The organism is Sphingomonas sp. Leaf21, from assembly GCF_916858675.1.
GTDB lineage: Bacteria > Pseudomonadota > Alphaproteobacteria > Sphingomonadales > Sphingomonadaceae > Sphingomonas.
Map to the genome: position 1 here is coordinate 1 of NZ_CAKASM010000038.1, position 19409 is coordinate 19409.

Genomic DNA, 19409 nt, shown 5'->3' on the forward strand with positions numbered 1-19409 from the left:
TATTCAAGTGGATATGTAACGAGACATACGAACTGGCTTTCCGCTTGTTAACGATCTCAAGGCACCTTGAATGCCCCAAACAACCGCCAAGCCGCCGCCCGCATGTCCCTTCATCAATCAACTATGTCAAAGAGCCGACAACAATACACCGGCACCCCTTCCCTTCCTAAACCTCTCGGCCTAGAAATTTCCGTGCGCCAGCATCTCAATGCCAGTACCGCCGACCCCGAAGCCGCCGTAGCGGCCCGCTCCGTCGCGGTGACATCCCTCTAGGCGGGGTCGCCCCGAACCGTCAACAGCGGATTTTCATTTTTCTGCAAAAAACTGGAACTCCGGCGCTATCTCAACAACATAGCGGCTGGAATGGGGCGACCTGCGCCCGGAACCTTATTCCGTATCGTGCGTGCCGACGCAGATCGGCCGGAGAATCGGTGCCCGGATGCAAGAGGGCGCCCCTTCCAGTGGAAAGGACGCCCCCGCATTCCTTCGCGTCGCGTACCGCCGATCAAAGGCGGCCGACCGTCACCGGCTTATCCTCGCTCCGCTTCAACGGATTGGCGAGCGGCAGGGCGAACGGCGCCGCGGCGATCTCGAACATGTCGCCTTCCTCGGTGCGGATCCCGTCCGAGAAGGAGAGCGTCGCGGTGCCGAAGAAATGGACGTGCACGTCACCGGGTCGCCGGAAGAGCGCATATTTGAAATGATGATGCTCGAGGTTGGCGAGGCTGTGCGACATGTTCGCCTCACCCGACAGGAACGGCTTTTCCCACAGCGTCTGGCCGTCGCGCACCACCTTGCTCGTCCCCTCGATATGCTCGGGCACCTCGCCCAGCAGCAGTTCGGCGCCCAGCGCGGCGGGGCGGAGCTTGGAATGGGCGAGCCAGAGATAATTGTGCCGCTCGGTCACATGGTCGGAGAACTCGTTGGCGAGGCACAGACCGAGGCGGTGCGGCGTACCGTCGGGACCGATCAGGTAGATACCGGCCAGTTCGGGCTCTTCGCCGCCGTCCTGCGCGAAGGCGGGCATTTCGAGCGCGTCGCCGGGGCCTACCAGCTGGGTGCCGTCCCCCTTGTAGAACCATTCGGGTTGCTGGCCGACCTGGCCCTGGCCGGGCTTGCCGCCCTCGACCCCCTCAAGGAACATGCGCATCGAGTCGGTCTGGTGCGCGGCCGCCGCGGCGTCGCGATGCATCTTGTCGCGCCCCTCGGCCGAGCCGAGATGGGTCAGTCCGGTGCCGGTCATCACGCAGTGGGCGGGATCGGCATGGTCGATCGGTGCGATCAGATGCCCCACCGCGAGTTCGGCCGACAGATCGACACTGGCACCCTCTCCACAGGACAAAGCGGTGTCGAGCAGCGACTTGCCCTCGGCAATGGCACGCTCGGCCAGCGCGATGACGGTTTCGACGCCCGGTACGAACGCGGCGCGGTCGCCGCGCGCCAGAATGACCGCACGCGTTCCATCCGGCGCACGATGCTGCAACAGACGATCAGCCATCAAATCCTCCCCTTGGTCCTTATCATCGAAAAGGGGCGCGAGCCCTATCCGGCCCGCGCCCCGTCATTTCCTTAACCCGGCTGGCCGTCGACCAGGCGGGGCAGCGTGCCCGCCGCCTCGTCCTTCAGATCGTCGGGCAGCAGCGCGGCGCTGAGATTCTGGTACGACACCGGCCGCAGATAGCGGTCGATCGCGAGGCTGCCGACCGAGGTCGTGCGCGCATCCGAGGTCGAGGGGAACGGGCCGCCATGCACCATCGCATGCGCCACCTCGACACCCGTCGGCCAGCCATTGGCGAGGATGCGCCCCGCCTTGCGCTCGAGCACCGGCACCAGCCGTGCGGCCATGTCGGTATCGCCCTCGTCCATCTGGATCGTCGCGGTGAGCTGGCCCTCGGCGGCCTTGAGCACGGCGATCAGTTCGCCCTCGTCGCGGCAACGGACCAGGATCGACGAAGCGCCGAAAACCTCATGGCCGAGCGCCTCATCGGCGAGGAAGGCCTCCGCCGTGGTCTGGAAGAAGGCGGCGCGACCGGCGGTGATGCCCTCGCCCACCTTGCCACGTGCCACCGTCTCGACCTTGTCGTGGCTCGCCAGCGCTTCCGACGCCTTGGTATAGGCCGCGTGAATGCCCGGGGTCAGCATGGTCTGCGCCGCCGCATCGGTCAGCGCGGTGCGTGCCGCCTCGATGAAGCCGTCTAGCCCCGCGCCCTCGATCGCGACGAGCAGGCCGGGATTGGTGCAGAACTGGCCTGCGCCCATGGTCAGCGATCCGACGAACGCCGTGCCCAGCGCCTGGCCCCGCGCCTTCAGCGCCTCGGGCATCAGTACGACGGGGTTGATGCTCGACATCTCGGCATAGACCGGGATCGGAACGGGGCGTTCCTGCGCGATCTTGACGAGCGCCAGGCCACCGGCGCGCGAGCCGGTGAAGCCGACCGCGGTGATGCGCGGGTCACGGACGAGTGCACCGCCCAGTTCGTTGCTGGGGCCGGTCAGGTGGCCGAACACGCCCTTGGGCAGACCGCATTGGGCGACGGCGCGCTCGATCGCGGCGGCGACCAGCGCGCCGGTCTGCGGATGGGCCGGGTGGCCCTTGACGACCACCGGGCAACCGGCGGCCAGCGCCGAGGCGGTGTCGCCGCCCGCGGTCGAGAAGGCGAGCGGGAAGTTGGACGCGCCGAACACCGCGACCGGCCCCAGCGGCACCATGCGCAGACGCAGGTCGGGACGCGGCATCACCGGCCGATCGGGCATGGCGGGATCGATGCGGACCTGCAGATAGGCACCGGCGCGCAGCACCTTGGCGAACAGGCCGAGCTGACCGCAGGTACGGCCGCGCTCACCCTCCAGGCGGCCACGCGGCAGGCCGCTCTCGCGCATCGCGGTCTCGATCAGTTCGTCGCCGATGCCCATGATCTCGGCCGCGATCGTCTCGAGGAACACCGCACGGTCCTCGCGCGAGGTGGCACGATAGACGTCGAACGCCTCCTCCGCCGCCGCGCAGGCCGCGTCGACATCGGCCGGTCCGTGGACCGCGAAAGCGTCGCCCACCGGCTGTCCGGTGGCGGCGTCGATCGAACGGAAATCGGTCATAGGGGAAGCTCCTTTATATTACTCCGACATATTCGTTTGACGGAGTGATGGCAATGTTAAAGGTTGTGCGCAAAGCTAGGGGCGGAGAGGTATAAGCGATGAGTGACAATGACATGATCGAGGACAGCGCCGCCCCGACGGCCATCGCACCGGGCGATGACGCCACCGCGACACCCGCGCGCACGCGGCGCGGCACCGGCCGTCGCCTGCACGGCGCGATCGCGCACAAGCTGGGCGCGGCGATCGTCTCGGGCGAATACCGGCCCGGCGACACGCTGTCGGGCGAGGTCGCCTTCTCCGAAGCGCTCGACGTGTCGCGAAGCGCCTATCGCGAGGCGGTGCAGGTGCTCAGCGCCAAGGGCCTGGTCGAAAGCCGCCCCAAGACCGGCACGCGCGTCCTGCCGCGCAACCGCTGGAACCTGCTCGACCCCGATGTGCTGGCCTGGGCGTTTTCGGGCGAGCCGGACATCCATTTCGTCCGCAGCCTGTTCGAGTTGCGCGCGATCGTCGAGCCCGCCGCCGCGCGGCTGGCGGCCGAGCGGCGCGACAAGACCGATCTGAAGGAGATGCGCGACGCGCTTGCCGCGATGCGCCGCCACACGCTGGCGACCGAGGCCGGGCGGACCGCCGATCGCGATTTCCATAACGCCGTGCTGGCGGCGACGCGCAACGACGCGCTGGTCGTGCTGAGCGCCAGCATCGGCGCGGCGGTCGCCTGGACCACCCAGTTCAAGCAGCGGTCGCGCGCGCTGCCCCGCAATCCCGTGCCCGACCATGTGAAGGTCTATGACGCGATTGCGGCGGGTGATGTGGACGGTGCGGGAGAGGCCATGCGGCTGCTCGTCGATCTGGCGCTGGAGGATACCCGCAGCGCGATGGAGGAATGAGAAGGCCCGCTCCCCCTGGGGAAGCGGGCCACCCGAGACGCCGGGTTCAGATATGCGCGCGGTGGACCGGCTTGGCGGGGACGCGCACGCGGAAGGTGAAGATGTCGCCCGCCTGGACCTGCTCGGCCAATTGCCCCTCGGTCAGCCCCTGGCGCGCGGTGGTGGCATAGGCGGTGCGGCCGTCGGGGCCACCCAGCGCGATCTTGGTGATGTTGGAGACGGGGAAACGCACCTCGTCGGTCATCACGCCATCGGGGCCGTAGCGCCGCGCGCTCCAGCCACCGAAGAAGCCGACCCAGACACCGCCCTCGGCATCGCAGATCGCCCCGTCGGGGTGACCGTCGGCATCGCCGAAGCGCGCGAATTCGGTCGCGGGGCCCAGCGTCCCGTCGGCGAGGATGGGATGCGCCAGGATCACCTTGCCGAGCGTATCGACGTGGTAGAGCGTCGAATCGTCAGGCGAGATGGCCGGGCCGTTGGTGATGCACACCGCGTCGGCGCTGGTCGGCGTGACCAGCCCGGCGGCCCACTGGAACAGGCGGCCCGAGAGCGAGGTCTCGTCATTGTCCATGGTGCCGAACCAGATCCGCCCCTGGCTGTCGACGCAGGCGTCGTTGAGGCGATTGGCGGGCAGATCGGCATCGACCTCGGCCAGCCGCTCGAAACCGCCGGTCGCGGGATCGAAGTGATGCGGGCCCGATTTCAGCCCGACGACGAAACCGCCGCGCTCGGCCGGAACGACCCAGCCCACCATTTCGGGCGAGGCCCATTGGTCCAGAGCGCCGGTCGCCGGATCGTGGCGGTAGATGCGCTGCTGCTTGATGTCGACGAACCACAGCGCGTCGTCGACCCAGATGGGCCCCTCACCCAGCGTCGCACCCACGGTCAGGCAATGTTCGGCCTGCTGCATCACTCTCTCCTGTCGTCTCGCGCCGCCGGTCGCCGTCGATCAGCGCCAGCCAGCGTCGATGAAATAGTCGTGGCCCGTGCACATCCGCGCATCGTCGGACGCAAGGAACAGAACCAGCGCCGCCACGTCCGAGGGCTGGATCCGGCCGTCGAGACACTGCGCCGCGACGATCTCGGCCTCGCCTTCGGGGGTGTACCATTTCTCCTGGCGCGGGGTCTGGACATTGCCCGGGACGATGGTGTTCACGCGGATATTCTCGCGCCCCAGATCGCGCGCCAGGCTGCGCGTCAGCCCTTCGATCGCCGCCTTGCAGGTCTGGTAGAGGACGAGATCGTTCAGCCCCAGATGCCAGCTGATCGACCCGAAGTTCAGGATGGCGCCGCCCCCTGCCCGCTTCATCGCGGGGATCACCGCCTGCGCCGCGAAGAACTGATGCCGCAGATTGACGTTCAGCCGCTCGTCCCAATAGGCGGGCGTGACCTCCGCGATGCTGTGGCGATCGTCGTTACCGGCATTGTTGATCAGGATATCGACCCCGCCCAGCGCCGCTTCCAGATCGGCGAAGATCGCCTTCAGGTGATCGAGATCGGTCAGGTCGCAGCGGCGGTGGATCGGCGCATGACGCGCATCGGGGGTCAGCCGGTCGACCAGCACCCGGCTCGCCTCCTCGGCGATGTCGACGAACGCGACCCGCGCGCCCTGCGCCACGAACGCCTCGACCAGCCCCTCGCCGATGCCGGAACCGCCGCCCGTCACGATGACGCGCTTGTCGATCAGGCTGGGATAGCGCGCGGTCGTGTCGCTGACGGCGCTGGTCTTCTGCAACATCGAGGTCTCCGTCACAACAGGCCGCGCTGGGCCAGGTTGCGCATCAATTGGCCGAGGCCGAAGGTCCAGGCCGGGGCGTCGGCGGAGGTCGTCACCGGATTGACCAGCGTGCCGAGACGCGGGTTGGTGATGACGACGGTATCGCCGACCTTGTGGGTAAAGCCTCGGCCGGGTTCGTCGCGGTCCTGGGTCGGGGCGAACAGCGTGCCCAGGAACAGGACCAGGCCATCGGGATAATGATGCTCGCTGAGCGCCTGGCCCAGCAGATCCTCGGGATCGCGGCTGATCTGGTCCATCGAGCTTGCGCCCTCCAGCACATAGCCGTCGGTGCCCGTGATGGTCAGCTTGACCTCGCTCGAGCGGACATCGTCCATGGTGAAGCCGTCATCGAACAGCCGGACCAGCGGCCCCAGCGAGCAGGAGGCGTTATTGTCCTTCGCCTTGCCGAGCAGCAGCGCGGAGCGCCCCTCGAAATCGCGCAGGTTGACGTCGTTGCCGAGCGTCGCGCCGACCGCCTTGCCATGCGCATCGGCGACCAGCACCACTTCCGGCTCCGGATTGTTCCAGGTCGAGTCGGAGCGGACGCCGACCGGCATTCCCCAACCCACGGTCGACAGCACCGGCGACTTGGTGAAGATCTCCGCATCCGGGCCGATCGCCACCTCGAGATATTGCGACCACAACCCCTCGGCGATCAGCGCGTCCTTGAGCTGTGCCGCCTCGGGCGAGCCCGGCACGACCGAGCGGATATTGCCGCCCAGCGCCTGCTCCAGCGTGGCGCGAAGCCCGGCCGCCTTGGCATGGTCGCCGCGCGCGCGCTCCTCGATCACCCGCTCCAGCGCGGAGACGGCGAAGGTCACGCCCGCCGCCTTCACGCATTGCAGGTCGATCGGCGACAGCAGGCGGTTCGCGGCGTCCTGTTCCGGAGAGAGATTCAGGTCGGCGAGTTCACCCAGCGCCTCACCCTGCGATGCGTCGACCGGGCCGTTGGCGAGCAGTGCGGAGACCGTCGGCGCGACCCGGCTCATGTCGTAAGCGCGTCCCGCCTCGATCATGATGGGGCACGGACCCTCGCCGCGATCGATCCGGCCGACAAAACGCCCATCGCGCCAATCGTCCGGCAACGCATCGATCAGGTTGGTGAATTCGCTCGCCATAAGATCCTCTCCGCAAACTTTGTTAGCGGTATCGATTGGTGTCCTTCGCAGGTCAAGCACTCGATGATGCCCAACTCGGCCATTCATCATTTGATACCAAAGCCGACCCGCAACTACCGGGCACTATGACGCAATTCGCAGAGGGCCGCTATTGGTATCATAAAGCGGCGGCGCGATCCGACCCGGGCGAATTTTCGAGCGGACGCGCCGGGAATGCGATCGTCCCGAACCGAAACGGGCCGGGCATTGGCCCGACCCGCTGGCTGGATCAGTGGTTGTCGCGCGGCAGACCCTGGGTCTGGGCGATGCGCTGATACTTCTCCGCGCCTTCCAGGATCGCGCCGGTCGACATCTGGCCGACGACCGAACGCTGGATTTCCTGCCACGGGGTCTGCGATGCCGGGTATTTATACCCGCCCGCCGCCGCCAGCGTCTTGCGACGCTCGGCCAGTTCCTCGTCGGAGATGAGGATGTTGGCACTGCCCTTGTTCAGGTCGATGCGCACCCGGTCGCCGGTCTGGATCAGCGCGAGGCCGCCCATCGCCGCCGCTTCGGGGCTGGCGTTCAGGATCGAAGGCGACCCCGACGTCCCCGACTGGCGCCCGTCACCGATGCAGGGCAGCGAATGGATGCCTTCGGTGATGAGATAGGACGGCGGACGCATGTTGACGACTTCCGCCGCGCCCGGATAGCCGATCGGCCCGGCGCCGCGCATGAACAGCAGCGTCTGCGGCGTGATGCCGGTCGCGGGATCGTCGATCCGGTGGTGATAGTCCTCCGGCCCGTCGAACACGACCGCCGGACCCTCGAACGCGTCGGGGTCATTCGGATTAGACAGATAGCGTTCGCGGAATTCGGGCGAGATCACGCTTGTCTTCATCACCGCGGCGTCGAACAGATTGCCCGACAGGACGATGAAGCCCGCTTCCTCGACCAGCGGCTGCGCGAAGGGGCGAATGACCTTTTCGTCCTCGATCTCCCTGCCACGGCAATTCTCGCCCATCGTCTTGCCGTTGACGGTCTTGGCGTCCTCGTGGATCAAGCCCTGCTCGATCAGCTGGTTGACCACGGCCGGTACGCCACCGGCGCGGTAATAATCCTCGCCCAGATACTCGCCCGCCGGTTGCAGGTTCACCAGCAGCGGGATCTTGTGACCCTCGGTCTCCCAATCCTCGACGGGCAGGTCGACGCCGATGTGGCGCGCGATCGCGGCGAGGTGGATCGGCGCGTTGGTCGATCCGCCGATCGCCGAGTTGACCTTGATCGCGTTGTGGAACGCGTCCTTGGTCAGGATGTCGGAGGGCTTCAGGTCCTCGTGCACCATCTCGACGATGCGCTTGCCGGTCAGGTACGCGACCTCCTGGCGGTCGCGGTACGGCGCGGGGATCGCGGCCGAGCCGGGCAGCGACATGCCCAGCGCCTCGGCGAGCGAGTTCATCGTCGTCGCGGTGCCCATCGTGTTGCAATAGCCGGTCGACGGCGCCGACGACGCGACCAGGCGGATGAACTCGGCATCGTCGATCTCACCGGCGGCGAGCATCTGGCGCGCCTTCCACACGATGGTGCCCGAACCGGTACGCTCGCCCTTGTGCCAGCCGTTGAGCATCGGCCCGACCGACAGCGCGATCGCCGGGATGTTGACCGTCGCGGCCGCCATCAGCATCGCCGGGGTCGTCTTGTCGCAACCGATGGTCAGCACGACACCGTCGAGCGGATAACCGTACAGCACCTCGACCAGGCCCAGATAGGACAGGTTGCGGTCGAGCCCCGCGGTCGGACGCTTGCCGGTTTCCTGGATCGGATGGACCGGGAATTCCAGGACGATGCCGCCCATCTCGCGCACGCCCTCGCGCACCCGCTCCGCCAGCACCAGGTGATGACGGTTGCAGGGTGACAGGTCCGACCCGCTCTGCGCGATGCCGATGATCGGCTTGCCCGACTGAAGCTCCTCCAGCGAAAGGCCGAAGTTCAGATAGCGCTCCAGATAGAGCGCCGTCATGTCGATATTCTCGGGATTGTCGAACCAGGCGCGGCTGCGCAGGCGGGGCGACGCGGGGTTGGGCGTGTCGGTCATGTCAGGCTTTCGGTCAGCGAACGGTGGAGAAGCGATAGATCATGGTATGCCGGTAGGGCTTACCCGGATCGACGCGCGGAGAGACGAAATCGGGCTTGTTGGGCGAGTCGGGGAACTTCTGCGGCTCGAGCGCGATGCCGTCGCCCATGCGGTACAGATGGCCCTTCTTGCCGACATAGGTGCCGTCGAGGAAATTACCCGTATAGAATTGCACGCCCGGCTCGGTCGACAAGACCTCCATGACGCGGCCCGAGGCGGGATCCTCCAGACGTGCGGCGAGCTGCGGCGTCGCGGTCAGCCCCTTGTCGAGCGCGAAGTTGTGGTCATAGCCCTGGCCGTAGCGGATCTGCAGGTCGTTGCCGTCGCGGATGCCGTCGGCGACGACGCGCGGCTGGCGGAAGTCGAACACGGTGCCCGCGACGGGCTTGCGCTCGCCGGTGGGGATCAGCTTGGCATCGACCGGCGTGAACGCGGTCGCCGGGATGGTCAGCTTGTGGAACGTCGCGCCCAGCGGCGAACCCTCGCCGTTCAGGTTCCAGATGCCGTGGTTGGTCATGTTGACGATCGTCGGCTTGTCGGTCTTCGCCTCGAACGCGATGGTCAGCGACCCCGCCTCGTCGAGCGAGTAGGTGACGGTCGCGTCGACCTTGCCGGGATAGCCCTGGTCGCCATCGGGGCTGGTCAGCGCCATCACCACGCTCGCGGTCGGACCGTCCTTCATCGAGACGATGCGCCACAGATGCTTGTCGAAGCCCTTTGTCCCGCCATGGAGCGAATTGGTCTTGTCGTTGAGCGAGAGCTGATAGCTCTGACCGCCCAGCGAGAAGCGCCCGCCGCCGATCCGGTTGGCGAAGCGCCCGACCGTCACGCCGAAGAAATTGGGGTGGTTCACATAATCCTCGGCCTTGTCATAGCCGAGCAGGACGTCGGCGAACTGGCCGTTGCGGTCGGGGGCCATCACCTGCTGCAGCGTCGCACCATAGGTCAGGACGCGCGCGGACAGCCCCGCCTTGTTGGTCAGGGTGACGGATTCGATCGGCGCGCCCTCGACCGAATAGCCCGCGGGCGCACGCTTTGCCTCGCTCGCCAGAGCGGCCGTGGAAGTCATTGCGGAGGTTACCGCTACCAAAGTAAGAAAGCTCTTGATTGACGCCATCGACATGCCTCATCCCTCCGTCGCCAGACGCCATTGACGCGCCTTTTGCGTCACTATAGTCAGACAAAATATCAGGAGCAAGCCGGTCGACGCACAGTTTTTCGTGGTGCGACCGGTCCGAAGGAGAGGAATGCAATGGCCGCACCCGTCACGTCCCGCGCCACCGGCGCACCGCCCGTCGGAGGAGGGACGACCAATTACGGGTCGGCGCTGACCCTGCTGGCCAGCCTCTTCTTCATGTGGGGCTTCATCACGGTCATCAACGGCACGCTGCTGCCCCACCTGCGCAGCGTCTTCGAGCTGAGCTATTTCCAGGCTTCGCTGATCGAGAGCGTGTGGTTCATCGCCTATTTCTTCGCCTCCATCCCCTCGGCCAAGCTGATCGAGAAGATCGGCTATCAGAAGTCGCTGGTCACCGGCCTGCTCATCATGGCGGCGGGTGCTGTCGGCATGATGCTGGCGGCGTCGCTTCCCTCCTACGGTGTCACGCTGCTGATGCTGTTCGTGATCGCCAGCGGCATCACGCTGCTCCAGGTCGCGGCCAACCCCTATGTCGCGGTTCTCGGCCCGGCGGATACCGCGTCGTCGCGCCTGAACCTCGTCCAGGCGATGAACTCGATGGGCACGATGCTGGCCCCGCTGTTCGGCGCCTATCTGATCCTCGGCCGGTCGAAGGGCGGCACGGCGGAGGCCGGTAGCGCCGCGCTGACCCAGGCCGAACGCCTGGCCGACGCGCATGCCGTCGTCCTGCCTTACGGCCTGGTCGCCGTGGTGCTGGTCGTCCTCGCCGTCGTCATCGCGCGCTTCCCGCTGCCCGCCATGGGCTCGGCCACCAGCCGCGTCGCCAAGGAGGACCGCAAGAACCACTCGCTGTGGAAGCATCGCAACCTGGTGTTCGGCATCGGCGCGATCTTCATCTACCTGATCGCCGAGATCGGCGTCGGCAACCTGTTCGTCAACTTCGTCAGCCGCCCCGACATCGGCAACATGACCACCGAGGCCGCTGGCCGCTACCTGACCCTGCTCTGGGGCGGGATGATGGTCGGTCGCTTCGTCGGGTCGGCGATCATGCAGAAGGTGCCCGCCGGTGTCGTGCTGGCCGTCTTCTCGATCGGCGCGTTCATCGTGATGCTGGCGACCGTCTTCACCACCGGCCATGTCGCCATGTGGTCGCTGATCCTGGTCGGCCTGTTCCACTCGATCATGTTCCCGACCATCTTCACGCTCGGCATCCGGGGTCTGGGCCCGCTGACGGAGGAAGGCTCGGGCCTGCTGATCATGGCGATCGCGGGCGGCGCGCTGGTCGCGGTGCATGGCTGGCTCGCCGATCACTATGGCCTGCAGGAGTCGTTCCTGCTGACCGCCGTGTGCGAACTCTACATCCTGTTCTACGCACTCTGGGGATCGAAGCCGACCAACGCCTTCCCAGACGAAGACGCGGTCTGACCGACCCCGCGGAAGCGGAATGCATGAAAGGGCGGTGCCGCGAGGTGCCGCCCTTTTCCTATGGCGCCGGATCGACGGGATGAGCGGGCCGCCGCCCCCCCCTTTCGTCATCGATTATGTTTTGGTAATGTTACACCGTAACACAAAATGATGATGACAGGCGTGATCCAGACCGTAGAAATTGAAGCGCACCGCACGGCCCCGGCGCTGCCCGAGCATGTCCGGATGGTGCATGACGCCGCGATGCTCGACGCGATCGACGATCCCGTCGTCACGCTCGCCGTCTGGCAACGCTCCTCTCCCCTGGCGCGTCCGGACCTGACCGGCGTCCCGACCATCCGCTTTGCGAGCCACAGCGGGTCGGTGGCGCACGGCATCGCCAGCGCGCTGGCCGGACTGCCGCCCCAGGACTGGCACCATCTGCTGGCCACCGATGTCCAGCATCTGGCACGACTCTATGCCGCGCTGACCGGCGAGGACCGGGTCGAGGTACGGCTGGAGCGGGTGACGGGCGACGGATGCTGGAAATTCCATGCCGATTACGTCGCGCTGCGCCTGATCACCACCTATTGCGGGCGCGCGACGCAGTGGCTGCCGCAAGGCGCGTCGGTGGAAGCGGAACCACGAGCGCTGGCACCGGGCGATGTCGGCCTGTTCAAGGGCCGTGAGCGGGCGGGGGAGCGGGCGATCATCCATCGCTCGCCACCGATCGCCGGTACTGGCGAGGACCGGCTGCTGCTCGTGATCGATGCGCCCTGGCCGGAGGAGGACGCATGACCGGCCTCGCCTTGCCCCTGGACGCCAGCCGGACCACCACGCCCCCCGCCGCCGCGACCGCGCGTCTGGCGAGCATCGACGCGGTGCGCGGGCTGGTGATGGTCATCATGCTGCTCGACCATGTCCGCGACACCTTCTGCACCCACTGGGCGGTCGGCGATCCGATGGATGCGCGGATCGTGGCGCCCGCGCTGTTCTTCAGCCGGACGCTCGCGGCGATCTGCGCACCGACCTTCATCGCGCTGACCGGGCTGTCGGCCTGGCTCTACGGCCAGACGCACAGCCGTGCGGAAACCAGCCGGTTCCTGCTGACGCGCGGCCTGTTCCTGATGCTGCTGGAAGTGACGTTGGTCGGGTTCGCCTGGTCGGCGAAATTTCCGCCCGAGACGCTTTGGCTGCAGGTCATCTGGGCGATCGGAGTCTGCATGATCGCGCTGGCCGGTCTGATCCACCTGCCGCGCATCGCGATCGCCGCGATCGGCGTGGCGATCGTCGCAGGCCATAATCTGCTCGATCCCGTAACCTTCGCCCCCGACAGTCCGTGGTTCAAGCCGTGGGCGCTGGTCCATCACCGCACCGCGTTCGAATGGATGGGAATCACGATCAAGACGACCTATCCGGTCCTGGCCTGGATCGGGGTGATCGCGCTTGGCTATGCGATCGGCCCCTGGTTCCGGCTCGCCGCCCAAGTCCGGCAGCGGAGGTTCGCATGGCTGGGCGTCGGCTTGCTGGTCGGCTTCGTGGCGCTGCGGACATCGAACCTCTATGGCGACGCGCCCTGGGCACCGCTGCCCGGCGACACGCTGCGCAGCGTGATGCGGTTCATGGCGCTGACCAAATATCCGCCGTCGCTGCTGTTCCTGATGGCGACGCTGGGTGTCGCCGCGCTGCTGCTCGCCCTGTTCGAAGGGCGCGACGGTCGCCTGGCGAGGGCGCTGGCGGTCATGGGCGGCGCGCCGATGGCCTTCTATCTGCTCCACCTCTACGTGCTGCGCGGCCTCTACCTGCTCGCGGTGGCGATCTGGGGCACCAATCAGGGAGCGGTGTTCGGCCTTCCCTCGGTCGGGGCGATGTGGCTGATGTATCTGCTGCTCATCGTGCCGCTATATATTCCGACCAAATGGTTTGCCGAACTCAAGCGCCGCCGCCGCGACCTGCGCTGGCTGCGCTACCTCTAGAACCAGGTCCGGATGCCGAGTGCCAGCCCCGCGCCGCCGCCACCCGCCGGGCCGTAGCGACGCTCCCAGTTGATGCCGACATAGGGGGCGAATTCGCGCGCGATCTCGTAGCGGAGCCGCAGGCCGAGTTCGAGGCTGGAGACACCGGCGGCGATCCGCTGCTCGGGGACGTCCTGCGCCGACAGATTGACCTCGACCCGCGGTTGCAGAAACGCGCGCTGGGTCAGCCGCTGATCGACCCAGGCCTCGGCGCGACCGTGAAGCTCCCCCTTGTCGGAGAGGAACACCATGCCCTCGACATCGAACCAGTAGGGGGCGAGCCCCTCTACCCCGACCGCGGCATAGCTCCGCCGCGCGCCGCCGCCGACATCCTGCCGAAGCCCCGCCTGCAGGTTCCAATAGGGATCGACCGCCCGCGAATAGAGCGCCTGCACCTCTGCCGCGCCGATCCGGTGGCCGAAGTCGCCCTCTCCCTCGGTCTTCACCACCAGCCGGTCGATATCGCCGCCGAACCAGCCCTCCCCATCCCAACGATAGCCGTCGCGCCCTTCGCGCGGCTGCACTTCGGCCAGATTGAACAGGATCTGCGAGAAGCGCATGCCGCCATGCTCGGCGCGCATCCGGCGATCGGCCAGCGCCATCGCGGCGGGATCGTAGAAGCGGTCAGCGGCGCGGTCGGTCGGTGGCGATGGCGGCGGCGCATTGCCGACCATTGCCTGCGTCATCGGCATCCCGGCCATGGCAGGCATCGCCTGGCCATGGTCGGGCATCGCCTCTGCCGGCCGGCAATGCCCCATCGCGGCGTGCGCCGCCGGGCAGGCTTCCGCCTCCGACGCCGCCGGAGCCATCGGCGCCATGCCCGGCATCGCGTCATGCCCCATCGCGCCCGACGCCTGCGGTTCCGCGACGGTCGGTGGCCTGATCGAGGGCCCCGGGCGCCGTTTGGCGGGCTTGCGTGGCCGCGTGACGGGTTTCGCCTTGGGCATGGTCATGCCCGGCATCATCGTCATGTCGTGATGCGCCTGAGGCTCGGCCAGCAACAGTGCGAACGGGATCATGCCGCCGCCCCTTCCGCCGGATCGCGCCGGACGGAGACGACCTGCATCATCCCCGCATGCATGTGATAGAGCATGTGGCAGTGGAACGCCCAGTCGCCCTCGGCATCGGCGGTCAGGTCGAAGGTCACCATCCCACCCGGCGCGACATTGACGGTGTGCTTGCGCGGGGCATGATCGCCATGCCCGGTCACCAGTTCGAAGAAGTGGCCATGCAGGTGGATCGGATGCGCCATCATCGTGTCGTTGACCAGGGTCACGCGCACCCTCTCCCCCAGCCGGAATGGGATCGGCGCGGTGACGGCGTTGAGCTTCACGCCATCGAACGCCCACATATAGCGCTCCATATTGCCGGTCAGATGGATGGTCAGCGCGCGTGACGGCACCCGCCGGTCGGGATTTGCCGCGACGCTCTGGAGGTCGCGATAGGTCAGCACGCGGTGACCGACATCGGCCAGCCCCTGTGGCGGCTCGCCGGTCCGGTCCATCGGCATCGGCGCGACCGTCTGGACGACGGGGGTGCGCGGCAGACCGGGTGCGTTGGCGAAGTCGCGCATGTCATGCGTCATCGCCCCCTGCCCCTTATCGTCCCCCGCCGGATCGTCCCCCGCCGGGCGGCAATGGCCCATGGCCGCATGCTCCGGCGGACAAGCGCCCTCCGCCTCGCCGCCATGCCGCATCGCCCCCATGCCGCCCATCCCCATGCCGCCCATCCCCATGTCGGTCATGGTCGCCAGCGGGCGCGGGCGGAGGGCGGGAACCGCCGCGACCATCCCGGCGCGCGGCGCCAGCGTCCCCCGCGCCATCCCCGACCGGTCCCAGGTCTCCGCCACCAGCGTATAGGCACGGTCCTCGGTCGGCGTGACGATCAGGTCATAGGTTTCGGCGACCGCGATCTGCAATTCGTCGACGGTGACCGGCCGCACATCCTGCCCGTCCGCCTGCACCACGCCGAGCGACAATCCCGGAATACGGAGGTTGAAGTTGGTCATCGCCGATGCGTTGATGACCCGCAGCCTCACCCGCTCGCCGGGCGTGAACAGGCCCGTCCAGTTGTCCGCCGGGCCATGACCGTTGATCAGGTAGCGATAGGTCGACCCGGTCACGTCCGACACATCACTTGGGTCCATCCGCATCGCGCCCCAGCGCAACCGCTCGGCAAGCGGCTGGTCGCGCCCGGCCATCAGGCCCGAGAGCGTCTGCTTCTGGTAGTTGAAATAGCCACCCTGCAGCTTCAACCGCCGGAAGATCGCATGGGGATGGAGCGGGCTGTGGTCCGACAGGACGATCACATGCTCGCGGTCGGAAGGGATCGGATCCGCCCCCGCCGGATCGATCACGATCGGGCCATAATGGCCTTCCTGCTCCTGCAACCCGGAGTGGCTGTGATACCAATAGGTCCCCGCCTGCACCACCGGGAAGTCATAGGTGAAGCGCCCCCCTGCGGGGATGCCCGGAAAACTGATCCCCGGCACGCCGTCCATCTGGAAGGGCAGCAACAGGCCATGCCAGTGGATCGACGTCTCCTCGTCCAGGGCATTGACCACGGTGATCCGCGCACGCTGCCCCTCGCGCAGGCGGATCAGCGGCGCGGGCGTCGCGCCGTTGATCCCGATCGCATGATAGGGCTTGCCGTCGATCGTCATCATCTGCCGCCCGACCGTCAGCGTGATGTCCTCGCCGCTCAGTTCGGCGCGCGGCGCCAGACCCGGTGCTGGCCGATGCGCATGGCCCTGCGCCCAGCCGGGCAGCGCCGCAAGCGAAGAAAGTCCGACGCTCCCGACCAGGAGATCGCGGCGACCGATCGCCGTCATGAATCTGTTCATGGCCCCCTATACGCGCCCCGGCGTCCCTCCCCTCACCCGACCTGCTCGCGCAGAGCCGCGCGCGCCCGTCGCACGCGCAGCTCGACCGCCTTGGCGCTCAGGCCCAGCGCTTCGGCAGCCTCGGCCTGGCTCAGCCCCTCGACCGCGCACAGGATCAGCGGGGTGCGCAACGCTTCGGGCAGCGCGTCCAGCGCCGCGAGCGTCCGCGCCAGCGAATCCCGCTCGATCGCCGCCGCTTCGCCACCGATCCGATCGTCGGCGATCTCGGCCGCGGCGTCGACCGGCAGCACGCGCGCCAGCATCGCCCGCACCCGTCGCCGCCGACCCCAGTCGCGGCACTTGTTGAGTGCGATCCGGCTCAGCCAGGCGCGGAGCGACCGCGCCTCGTCGAACCGTGCGAGCGCGCCATGCGCCGCGACGAAGCTCTCCTGAACCAGATCCAGCGCCTCGTCGGCATCGCGGACATGCGCCAGGATCAGCCGGTATAGCGCCGTCTTGTGTCGCGCGACGATCGCGGCATAGGCGTCCTGTCGGCCGCGCCGCGCCAGCACCACCAGCTCGCCATCGGCCAGCCCGCCCAGATCACGGCTCACCGCGCCGGGCTCACCGGCCACTCTCGGTCAGCTTCGCCACCACCAGCCGGTCGAAGGTCGCCGCCTGATCGGGCCGCAACTGCGCGCGCATCGCGAAGACATGCGCCAGCGTGGCCTTTTGCAGCTCCCCCATGCTGTGATGCACCGCATCGATCGCGCGGGTGACTCGCGGCCCGTCGCGATGCTCCGCCTCGATCGCCGCCGCCAGCCGCGCATTGTCGCCGCGCAACCGCGCCTCCAGTGTCGCGCGGGTCGTCGCGAACTGCGCCTCCAGCCGATCGAGCGCGGCGGCCTGTGCCGGATCGAGCCGGATGTCGTGATGGACCAGCGCATGGAGATCGCTTGCCTGCGGCTCGCGCGGCATCAACACCCGGCACCCGATCGCCACCCCCGCCAGCGCCGCGACGAAGGCGATCGCCAGCGTCAGCAGATTCCGCCGCATCACCGCCCCAGCAACAAGGTCGAGGGCGCCAGTCCCGCGTCGAGCGCGACGAGCGAGGCCGGCGGCGCCTCGGCCTCCATCCGCCCCGCCATCACACCGCCACCCGCGAGCCCGAGCAACAGCGCACCGCCGCCCGCGACCACCATGCCGCCGAACGACGCCCTATCGCGCACCGCCTGCCCCTCGGCGATCACCGCGCCGATGCGGCGCTCCATATCCTGCAGGGAGTCGGGTGGCGCCATGCTGGCCAGCCGGTCGAGATCGCGGTCGAAAAGGTCGGTCATCACACCACTATACGCGAAAACCGCCCTGCCCCCTCATCGAAGGATAGGGGCGAGAGGTCATGTCCGGCGGCGTACGCAACTAGGCCGCCAGGCAGCCCGATCAAAGGACCCGTCAGGGCCATCACCATGCCCATGCGCGCGTCTGGGCACTGCGATCCGCCCGACGACCTTGCCGCCGAACGCCAGCCGCCGAAGGTACAGGAAGCGCGTCGCGCGCTCGAGATCGGTCAGCGTGGCAGGATCGACCCGGCGGAGCCGGTCGAACTCGTCACGGCTGGCGACCTGGCACCGGACGGCGTCGTCCAGTGCGTCGGCGGGGATTTGGGGAGCGCCGCTTTCCGGCGGCTCGACGTTTGCATGGACGATTGCATCGGGTTCGGACCAATCCGAGGTTCCGGGTAAGATTCTCTTTACGTCACGGCGAAATGCTGACGCCATGAAACCGATCACGAAATTCCAGGCCGCCTGCATCGGCGGACTGACCGGCGCCGCCGTCCTCTTTCTCGGGGCGTTGATCCTTGCCAGACCAAAGGTCTGGGCGGGATTCGCCGGTATCAGCGGCGGCGATTGGCTCCAGGCCATGGCGACGATCCTTGGCATAGCCCTGACGGTGCGCGCCACCATGTGGCTTGAGGACCGCAAACGGAACCAGGACCTGCAGCAGGAAAAACGACTGCTCCGCGAAGCGCTAGGCCAGATGCAGAACATCGTCGGCGTGATCGGCGTTGAGCTGGATCCGTCCGAGCCACTCTTCACTCGCCGGATGGCCGTAGCCGGGCAGTATGAGGTGTTGAGGACGTCCTGGGATTCTGTTCAGGATGCCCGCCAGAATTTTCGCGCGAACAGTTTCGCCCTGTGGGTGGCACTCAACGACCTCTCGGAAACATTCAACCGGGACCGGGCCATGCTGCGGGGCGAGGAAGGCATCGTCAGTGGCAGGGTGACGGAGGAGGTTCTGAGGATCAGCCATCGCCGCCTCAAGGCCGTGGCTGAAACCATCGAGCCGCATATTCGGCTAGCCCTCGAAGCATTGTAACGCGGGGCCCGATTGGGCCGCGCGGTAGTATGGGCATCGCGCCCTGCTTATTCCCCGAACGGGTCTCTCATTGAGCAGCCCACCCGGCGAAGCCGGCCAACCTGTGCTTTCCGCGCGCAGGCCACCCCTGTCGGCCAAACCCAGGGCAGCGCCGCTTCCTTGCCCGTTCGCCACGCCGATCGTCTACCATCCGTAACGATCCTGCCGCTCGACACCCGGCGATCCCTGCGCCGGTCGAAAGGATCGCCCGCTGGCATTCGCGCTCCGTGCGACGGCGACGGCGCGGCGATTGCCCCGCTCGACCGACCCGACCGCCTCGGCCACCCGACGTGATCGTGCCGAGCGTGGGCACCACCACTTCGACCTTCTTGGCCATCAGCGCCCGCACCGTCGCCTGGATGTCCAAAGCATCGCGGCCCAGCCGATCGATAGCGGTGACGTGCAGCCTGTCGCCCTCGCGGATGTATTCGAGCAACGCGGCGAAGCCGGGCCGGTCCTGGGCCAGCACCGAGCCGCTGACGTTCTTATCGAAGAACTCCTTGTCGAAGGGCTGAACGATCGATCCGAGCAACGCACTACGTTGCGCCTCGATCTGAGTAGCCCCTAGTTTTCTAGACGCCTTGAGCCATCAAAGCCTGCTGCCGTTCGAACTCGACGGGCGACAGCA

The 19409-nt window shown here is 67.5% G+C and carries 19 protein-coding genes; 6 read left to right on the top strand and 13 right to left on the bottom strand.

Annotated features, from left to right (window positions below; all coding sequences use genetic code 11):
- Positions 1-505: 505 nt before the first annotated feature.
- Together araD1 and LRP66_RS17535 are read right to left on the bottom strand one after the other, a co-directional pair.
- Positions 506-1498 (bottom strand): AraD1 family protein, encoded by a 993-nt coding sequence (gene araD1 / locus LRP66_RS17530; protein WP_230483889.1) that lies wholly within the window; start codon positions 1496-1498, stop codon positions 506-508.
- A gap of 71 nt (positions 1499-1569) precedes the next feature.
- Complete coding sequence (locus LRP66_RS17535; protein WP_230483890.1) at positions 1570-3093, bottom strand: aldehyde dehydrogenase (NADP(+)); 1524 nt, start codon at positions 3091-3093, stop codon at positions 1570-1572.
- 98 nt (positions 3094-3191) lie between these two features.
- Here LRP66_RS17535 and LRP66_RS17540 point away from each other — a divergent pair, with 98 nt between their 5' ends.
- Positions 3192-3980: a FadR/GntR family transcriptional regulator gene (locus tag LRP66_RS17540; protein ID WP_230483891.1), complete on the top strand. Its 789-nt coding sequence runs from the start codon at positions 3192-3194 to the stop codon at positions 3978-3980.
- 46 nt (positions 3981-4026) lie between these two features.
- On the opposite strand, the gene LRP66_RS17545 is transcribed toward LRP66_RS17540, so the two are convergent.
- From LRP66_RS17545 to LRP66_RS17565, 5 genes are all read right to left on the bottom strand, one after another.
- Positions 4027-4890: an SMP-30/gluconolactonase/LRE family protein gene (locus LRP66_RS17545; RefSeq protein ID WP_230483892.1), complete on the bottom strand. Its 864-nt coding sequence runs from the start codon at positions 4888-4890 to the stop codon at positions 4027-4029.
- A gap of 39 nt (positions 4891-4929) precedes the next feature.
- The gene (locus LRP66_RS17550) at positions 4930-5718 is read right to left on the bottom strand and encodes an SDR family NAD(P)-dependent oxidoreductase (RefSeq protein WP_230483893.1); all 789 of its coding nucleotides are present in this window, start codon (positions 5716-5718) and stop codon (positions 4930-4932) included.
- Between the two features lie 11 nt (positions 5719-5729).
- Positions 5730-6875 carry a fumarylacetoacetate hydrolase family protein gene (locus LRP66_RS17555; RefSeq protein WP_230483894.1) on the bottom strand — a complete coding sequence of 382 codons (1146 nt, stop codon included), beginning with the start codon at positions 6873-6875 and terminating at the stop codon, positions 5730-5732.
- 268 nt (positions 6876-7143) lie between these two features.
- Positions 7144-8949, bottom strand: coding sequence for an IlvD/Edd family dehydratase (locus tag LRP66_RS17560; RefSeq protein ID WP_230483895.1), 1806 nt, complete (start codon positions 8947-8949; stop codon positions 7144-7146).
- A 13-nt stretch (positions 8950-8962) separates the two neighbouring features.
- Positions 8963-10057 (bottom strand): aldose epimerase family protein, encoded by a 1095-nt coding sequence (locus tag LRP66_RS17565; RefSeq protein ID WP_230483896.1) that lies wholly within the window; start codon positions 10055-10057, stop codon positions 8963-8965.
- A gap of 183 nt (positions 10058-10240) precedes the next feature.
- Between LRP66_RS17565 and LRP66_RS17570 the strand changes: the two genes are divergently transcribed.
- From LRP66_RS17570 to LRP66_RS17580, 3 genes are all read left to right on the top strand, one after another.
- Positions 10241-11551, top strand: coding sequence for a sugar MFS transporter (locus LRP66_RS17570; protein WP_230483897.1), 1311 nt, complete (start codon positions 10241-10243; stop codon positions 11549-11551).
- Between the two features lie 162 nt (positions 11552-11713).
- Positions 11714-12328 carry a DUF1826 domain-containing protein gene (locus LRP66_RS17575; protein WP_230483898.1) on the top strand — a complete coding sequence of 205 codons (615 nt, stop codon included), beginning with the start codon at positions 11714-11716 and terminating at the stop codon, positions 12326-12328.
- Complete coding sequence (locus tag LRP66_RS17580; RefSeq protein ID WP_230483899.1) at positions 12325-13506, top strand: DUF1624 domain-containing protein; 1182 nt, start codon at positions 12325-12327, stop codon at positions 13504-13506. The genes LRP66_RS17575 and LRP66_RS17580 overlap by 4 nt, the downstream gene beginning before the upstream one ends.
- Here the strand turns inward: LRP66_RS17580 and LRP66_RS17585 are convergent.
- The 5 genes from LRP66_RS17585 to LRP66_RS17605 are packed head-to-tail and all read right to left on the bottom strand — an operon-like array spanning position 13503 to position 17706.
- Positions 13503-14564, bottom strand: coding sequence for a copper resistance protein B (locus tag LRP66_RS17585; RefSeq protein ID WP_230483900.1), 1062 nt, complete (start codon positions 14562-14564; stop codon positions 13503-13505). The two genes, LRP66_RS17580 and LRP66_RS17585, sit on opposite strands and share 4 nt — an antisense overlap.
- On the bottom strand, positions 14561-16387 hold the full coding sequence (locus LRP66_RS17590) for a copper resistance system multicopper oxidase (protein ID WP_230483901.1): 1827 nt from the start codon (positions 16385-16387) through the stop codon (positions 14561-14563). The genes LRP66_RS17585 and LRP66_RS17590 overlap by 4 nt, the downstream gene beginning before the upstream one ends.
- Before the next feature lie 32 nt (positions 16388-16419).
- A complete protein-coding gene (locus LRP66_RS17595) occupies positions 16420-16980 on the bottom strand; it encodes an RNA polymerase sigma factor (RefSeq protein ID WP_230483902.1) in 561 nt (186 codons plus the stop codon).
- Positions 16981-16990: 10 nt separating this feature from the next.
- A complete protein-coding gene (locus tag LRP66_RS17600) occupies positions 16991-17422 on the bottom strand; it encodes a periplasmic heavy metal sensor (RefSeq protein WP_230483903.1) in 432 nt (143 codons plus the stop codon).
- Complete coding sequence (locus tag LRP66_RS17605) at positions 17422-17706, bottom strand: hypothetical protein (protein ID WP_230483904.1); 285 nt, start codon at positions 17704-17706, stop codon at positions 17422-17424. Before LRP66_RS17605 ends, LRP66_RS17600 begins: the two co-directional genes overlap by 1 nt.
- A gap of 126 nt (positions 17707-17832) precedes the next feature.
- Here LRP66_RS17605 and LRP66_RS18385 point away from each other — a divergent pair, with 126 nt between their 5' ends.
- Complete coding sequence (locus LRP66_RS18385; protein ID WP_443026716.1) at positions 17833-18108, top strand: hypothetical protein; 276 nt, start codon at positions 17833-17835, stop codon at positions 18106-18108.
- 34 nt (positions 18109-18142) lie between these two features.
- Positions 18143-18742: a hypothetical protein gene (locus tag LRP66_RS17615; RefSeq protein ID WP_230483905.1), complete on the top strand. Its 600-nt coding sequence runs from the start codon at positions 18143-18145 to the stop codon at positions 18740-18742.
- A 67-nt stretch (positions 18743-18809) separates the two neighbouring features.
- On the opposite strand, the gene LRP66_RS17620 is transcribed toward LRP66_RS17615, so the two are convergent.
- A complete protein-coding gene (locus LRP66_RS17620) occupies positions 18810-19334 on the bottom strand; it encodes a recombinase family protein (RefSeq protein ID WP_268992472.1) in 525 nt (174 codons plus the stop codon).
- Positions 19335-19409: the final 75 nt, after the last annotated feature.